The sequence below is a fragment of the Mesorhizobium sp. M7A.F.Ca.CA.002.09.1.1 genome (assembly GCF_003998555.1).
GTDB classification, from domain to species: domain Bacteria; phylum Pseudomonadota; class Alphaproteobacteria; order Rhizobiales; family Rhizobiaceae; genus Mesorhizobium; species Mesorhizobium ciceri.
This window is the reverse complement of the sequence record NZ_RZRR01000261.1, coordinates 1-6,258: the sequence shown is the minus strand read 5'-3', so window position 1 is coordinate 6,258 and position 6,258 is coordinate 1. Positions and strand designations below refer to the sequence as shown.

Sequence of the window (6,258 nt, the reverse complement as noted above, 5' to 3'; positions counted from 1 at the left end):
CATCCACCGTGCCCAACAGCACCTGAAGGAGCTGGATGGCGCGGCATCTCTGCCCATTCGAACGGTTTTCACACCTGCCGCGCCATCCATCTCCTTCAGGTGCTGTTGGGCACGGTGGATGTCCCCGGCGGCTTCCGCTTCAAGCCGCCCTACCCTCGATCCGCGCCGCCCGGACCGAAGCCGGCGGGCAAGACCGTCAAGCCGATGACGCCGCTCGACGGCATGCCGCTCGGCTTCGTCTGCGGGCCGGACGATTTGCTGGTCGGCGAGGCCGGCACGCCGCTTCGCATCGACAAGGCCTATTCGTGGGACGCGCCGCTGGCCGCGCACGGCCTGATGCACACCGTCATCCGCAACGCCTGGGCAGGCGATCCCTACAAGATCGACACGCTGATGATGTACATGTCGAACATGGCGTGGAATTCCTCGATGAACACCGTCGAGACCATGGCGATGCTGACCGACAGCGACGAAGCGGGCAACTACAAGATCCCTTTCATCATCTATTCCGACGCCTATTATTCCGAGACCGTGCCGTTCGCCGATCTGGTGCTGCCGGACACGACCTATCTCGAGCGCCACGACTGCATCAGCCTGCTCGACCGGCCGATCAGTCATGCCGACGGACCGGGCGACGCCATCCGCCATCCCGTCATCGAGCCCGACCGCGACGTCCGGCCGTTCCAGTCGGTGCTGATCGAACTCGGCGCCCGGCTCGGCCTGCCTGGTTTCGTCGATGAGGACGGCTCGGCCAGATACCGCGACTATGCCGACTACATCGTCAACCATGAGCGCACGCCCGGCATCGGCCCGCTCGCCGGCTGGCGCGGCAAGGATGGGACCTCGACCGGCAGGGGTGAGGCCAACCCGGACCAGTTGCAGCGCTACATCGACAATGGCGGCTTCTGGCATCATGATTTCGCGGACGACCAGCGCTATTACAAGATGGCCAACCGCTCCTATCTCGACTTCGCAGTGCAGATGGGTTTTATCCCGAAAGCCGAACCGATCGTTTTCCAGCTCTACTCGGAGCCTATGCAGCGCTTCAGGCTCGCCGCGCGTGGCCATGGCCGTGTGGTGCCGCCGAAAGGCGATCGCCAGCGCATCGAGACCTACATGGACCCGCTGCCCTTCTGGCACATGCCCTTCGAGGAAGCGGTCGTCGACCTCGAAAAATATCCGCTGCATGCGCTGACGCAGCGGCCGATGCACATGTACCACTCCTGGGGTTCGCAGAATGCGTGGCTGCGGCAGATCACCAGCCAGAACCGGCTGTTCGTGCATCACCGGACGGCAGCCGGTCTCGGCCTTGTCGATGACGACTGGGTGTGGATCGAAAGCATCAACGGCAGAGTGAAGGGGCAGATCAAGCTGATCGACGGGGTGAACGAAAGCACGGTCTGGACCTGGAACGCCATCGGCAAAAGGCGCGGCAGCTGGGGGCTGAAGGACGACGCGGCCGAGAGCAACCGCGGCTTCCTGCTCAACCATATCATCGGCGACCAGACCTCGGCCGACGCTCAGGGCAAACGCTATTCGAATTCCGATCCAGTGACGGGCCAGGCTGCGTGGTTCGACCTGCGCGTGCGCATCGTCAAATGCGCAGCCGAAGAAGCCGGGTTCACCGAGCCGCAGTTCCAGCGTTTCCTGCAGCCGCCGCATTTCGAATCCTCGCCCGACAGACTGACTTTCGGCGCCGAATTCCGCAGGGCGAGAGAGGCGACCAAATGACCTGTCTGCCAAGTCAAAGCGGCAAGAAGCTCGGCCTCGTCATCGATCTCGACACCTGCGTCGGCTGCCAGGCCTGCGTCACCGCCTGCAAGGAATGGAACACCGGCGGCCACATGGCGCCGCTGACCGACATCGATCCCTATGGCGGCCATGTCGACGGCGTCTGGTTCAACCGCGTGCACAGCTATGAGCACACCACCGAGATGGGCGGACGGACGGTGAACTTCCCGCGCTCCTGCCTGCATTGCGAGACGCCGGCCTGCGTCACCGTCTGCCCGACTGGCGCCTCCTACAAGCGGGCTTCGGACGGCATCGTGCTGATCGACGAGGACAAGTGCATCGGCTGCAAATTGTGCAGTTGGGCCTGTCCTTATGGAGCACGCGAATTCGACACCGATGTCGGGGTGATGAAGAAATGCACGCTGTGTGTCGACCGCATCTACAATGACAATCTGGCCGAAGAAGACCGCGTGCCGGCCTGCGTCGCCGCCTGCCCGACCAGCGCCCGGCATTTCGGTGATCTCGGCGATCCCCTGTCGGCGGTCTCGCAACTGGTGGCCGAGCGTGGCGGCGTCGACCTGATGCCGGAGCTCGGCTATCGCCCGACCAACAAATATTTGCCGCCGCGCGCCCACACCGCGCGCGCCGCATCGGTGGCCGCGCCGGCATTGGAACCGGTGCGGGCCGAAGGCGGTTTCCTCGGCTGGGTCGACCGCATGCTTTCGAATTGACCCATGCATCCAGCCTTCTCCGTCGTCTTCTTCACCACTGCCACCGGCGCGGGCTACGGCCTGCTCGCGCTGCTGGGCACGCTCGGAGGCTTCCAGATCATCCCACCCGATTTCTGGCTGGGCTTCATCGGCATGGGGCTGGCGCTCGGCCTGATCGTAGCCGGCCTGTTGTCCTCGACGGGTCATCTCGGCCGCCCCGAACGCGCCTGGCGGGCGTTCTCACAATGGCGCAGTTCATGGCTGTCGCGCGAAGGTGTTGCCTCGGTCATCACCTTCATTCCGGCGGGACTGTTCGGCATCGGTTGGATATTCTTCGGCAAGACCGATGGCTGGGTCGGCATCGCCGGATCTCTGGCCACCATCGGCGCAATCATCACCGTCTGCACCACCGGCATGATTTATGCGTCGCTGAAGCCGATCGCCCAATGGCATAGCCGCTTCACCCTGCCCGGCTATCTCATCTTCTCGGCAATGACCGGCAGCGTGCTGCTGAACGCGCTGCTGCAGGGCTTTGCGCTTGGTTCGAAGGTGCAGCTGGCGGCTTGCCTGCTGCTGACCTTGACCGGCTGGGGCTGGAAGCTGGCGACCTGGCGCTACAATGACCGGCTGGAGATCCCGACCACCGCCAACACCGCGACCGGGCTGGCGGGAGGTACGGTGCGGTCGCTGGAATGGCCGCATACCGAAGAGAATTACCTGCTCAAGGAAATGGGTTTCCGCATCGCGCGCAAGCATGGCGCGCGGCTGCGTCAGATCACGCAGCTTCTGGCCTTCGCGTTGCCCTTGGGGCTGCTCGCCATTGTGTTCGCCCTGCCCTGGCCGCCGGCAGCGTTGCTGTCGGTACTCGCTGCTGCAATCCAGTTCGCCGGCATGCTGGTCGAGCGCTGGCTGTTTTTTGCAGAGGCGAAGCACACGGTTACGCTTTATTACGGCAGGTAGGGCTGTTTAGCCCGGCCGCAGCATCGAGCCGGAAATGGCAAAGATGCGTTGGGCGCCCAGCATATAGGCCATCAGCGTGTCCAGCCGGAACAGCCCGGCATAGGCGCGGTCGAGAACGTTGAGCGAACCGGTATAGGCGCCGAAGGCCGGCATGATCATGCGGCCTCCGTCGCCGGCAAAGCAGCGCCGCCGCACCGAGCGGCCCTGCTGGACGATGCGGGCGCAGGGATGCAGATGGCCCGCTATTTCGCCTTCGACACGCTGCTTCGACGGCTCATGCCGGAACAGCAGCGAGCCGATGGCAAGTTCACGCACCGTCTCGCCAGGCAGGTCGGCTGGCGCTTCCGGGTCATGATTGCCGGCGACCCAGAACCATTGCCGGCCTGATATCAACGCCTCCAGCCGCTCGCGGAAGCTTGCATGCATGCGCTGGGCGCCACCGCCATCGTGAAAGCTGTCGCCCAGGCTGATGACGATAGACGGCTGGTAGTCAGCGATGACGGCCTGCAATCGCAGCAAGGTCGCGCCGGTGTCGTAGGGCGGGATCAGCGTGCCGCGGCGTGCCAGCGACGAACCCTTTTCCAGATGCAGATCGGACACGGCCAGAAGCCGCAGATCCGGAAAATAGAGCACGCCGCGCGGGTCGCAGACGGCGCGCTTGCCGGCGATGCCGACAAGATCGGCCTCGGCGATCAGCGATGTGCGCGCCAGCGAAAAATTCATTCCTCGACCATCTCCGGCCCCATGGCCTCTGCGACCAGCGTCGCCGCATCCATCAGCAATGTCTCATCGGCTTCGCCGTTCACCGGCATCTTGCCGATCTCGAGCATGATCGGCACGGCGAGCGGCGATATCTGTTCGAGTGCCTTATGCACGATTCGACCCTGGATGCGCGAGAGCATGTCGGCAAGTCTGCTGACATCGAGCAGGCCGGCCGCCGCATCGGCACGCGTCGCCTGCAGCAGGATGTGGTCCGGTTCATGGCTGCGCAGCACATCATAGATCAGGTCGGTCGAGACGGTGACCTGGCGGCCGCTCTTCTCCTGGCCAGGGTGGCGTTTCTCGATCAATCCGGAAATCAGCGCGCAGTTACGGAAGGTGCGCTTGAGAAGCCAGCTGTCGGCCAGCCAGGCTTCGAGGTCGTCGCCCAGCATGTCCTGGTCGAAAAGTGCGCTCAGCGAAGGCTTCCTGGCTTTGAACATCGCGCCCATGTCGCCCAGTGACCATATAGCCAGCGCATAATCGGTGGCGACGAAGCCGAGCGGCCTGGCTCCTGCCCTGTCGAGGCGGCGGGTGAGCAGCATGCCGAGCGTCTGGTGCGCCAGCCTGCCCTCGAACGGGTAAGCCACCAGATAGTGGCGATTGCCGCGTGGAAAGGTCTCGATCAGCAGGTCGTCGCGCTTGGGCAGCACCGATTTGTCGGCCTGGAAGCGCAGCCAGTCGGCGACCTGCTCGGGCAGCTTTTTCCATCGCTGCGGGTCATCGAGCATGATGCGGACCTGTTCGGCGAGATAGGTCGAAAGCGGAAACTTGCCGCCTCCATAATAGGGCACCTTGGCATCGCTGCCCGGCGCGTTCGACACGAAGCATTCATTCTCGCGGATGCCCTCGAAGCGCAGCACCTTGCCGGCGAACATGAACGTGTCGCCATGCGTCAACGTTTCGAGGAAGGCCTCCTCGATCTTGCCGAGGACCCGGCCGCCACGCGAAGCCGCGCCTTTGCTGCCGGCCTGCACATATCGAACATTCAGCGCCGGCACCTCGATGATGGTGCCGACATTCAGCCTGTATTGCTGGGCGACGCGCGGATTGGACACCCGCCACAACCCGTCCTTGTTCAAACGGATGCGGGCATAGCGCTCGTAGTTCTTGAGCGCATAGCCGCCGGTGGCAACGAAGTCGATGACGCGGTCGAATGTCGGCCGGTCGAGGCTGACATAGGGTGCTGCCGTTCGCACCTCCTCGTACAGGTCATCGGCACGGAACGGCGCGCCGCAGGCGCAGCCGAGCACATGCTGGGCCAGCACATCGAGCCCGCCATTGATCAACGGAGGCGTGTCCTGCGCGCCTAGATAGTTCGCGTCGAGGGCGGCCCGGCATTCCAGCACCTCAAAGCGGTTGGCGGGGATGAGGATCGCCTTGGACGGCTCGTCCATGCGGTGGTTGGCACGGCCGATGCGCTGTGCCAGTCGGCTCGCCCCCTTTGGCGCGCCGACATGCACCACCAGATCGACATCGCCCCAGTCGATGCCGAGATCGAGAGTCGAGGTGGCGACGATGGCGCGCAGCGCGTTTTCGCCCATCGCCTTCTCGACCCGCCGGCGCTGGGCGACGTCGAGCGAACCGTGATGCAGCGCGATCGGCAACGTGTCCTCGTTGACCCGCCACAATTCCTGGAACAGCAGCTCCGCCTGGCTGCGCGTGTTGACGAACAGCAGGGTCGTCTTGTGGCGCTTGATTTCGCGATAGATTTCCGGCGTGGCGTAGCGCGCAGAATGTCCCGCCCATGGCACGCGCTCTTCGGAGTCGAGGATGGAAATCTCCGGTTTCGCACCCCCGGTGACGACGATCAGTTCGGCCATGTCATGGCCTGTCGAACCCTTGGGTGGATTCTGGCTGACCAGCCAGCGCCGCAACTCGTCAGGTTCGGCCACCGTCGCCGATAGCCCGATGGTTTGCAGACCAGGGACAAAGCTGCGCAACCGTGCCAGGCCGAGCGCGAGCAGATGCCCGCGTTTCGATGTCACCAGCGAATGCAGTTCGTCGAGCACGACGTAGCGCAGATCTTCGAAGAAGCGTCTGGCATCGCCGGCCGCAATCAGCAGCGCCAGTTGTTCGGGCGTGGTCAGCAGGATAT

Annotated in this window: 5 protein-coding genes; 3 read left to right on the top strand and 2 right to left on the bottom strand. The window is 64.1% G+C overall.

Going from position 1 to position 6,258, the window contains the following annotated elements:
- From EN994_RS13780 to EN994_RS13770, 3 genes are all read left to right on the top strand, one after another.
- Positions 1 to 1,731: molybdopterin oxidoreductase family protein (locus EN994_RS13780; RefSeq protein ID WP_164745907.1), on the top strand; the 1,731-nt coding region annotated here is incomplete at its 5' end.
- Positions 1,728 to 2,462, top strand: coding sequence for a 4Fe-4S dicluster domain-containing protein (locus EN994_RS13775; RefSeq protein ID WP_063170003.1), 735 nt, complete (start codon positions 1,728 to 1,730; stop codon positions 2,460 to 2,462). The genes EN994_RS13780 and EN994_RS13775, both read left to right, overlap by 4 nt.
- 3 nt (positions 2,463 to 2,465) lie before the next feature.
- Entirely contained in the window at positions 2,466 to 3,401 is a 936-nt protein-coding gene (locus EN994_RS13770; RefSeq protein WP_063170002.1) for a DmsC/YnfH family molybdoenzyme membrane anchor subunit, read from the top strand.
- A gap of 6 nt (positions 3,402 to 3,407) precedes the next feature.
- On the opposite strand, the gene pdeM is transcribed toward EN994_RS13770, so the two are convergent.
- Both pdeM and EN994_RS13760 read right to left on the bottom strand, forming a co-directional pair.
- A complete protein-coding gene (gene pdeM / locus EN994_RS13765; RefSeq protein ID WP_063170001.1) occupies positions 3,408 to 4,124 on the bottom strand; it encodes a ligase-associated DNA damage response endonuclease PdeM in 717 nt (238 codons plus the stop codon).
- Positions 4,121 to 6,258, bottom strand: a 2,138-nt coding sequence (locus tag EN994_RS13760; RefSeq protein WP_127307588.1) for a ligase-associated DNA damage response DEXH box helicase, incomplete at its 5' end; no start/stop codon positions are given. The genes pdeM and EN994_RS13760, both read right to left, overlap by 4 nt.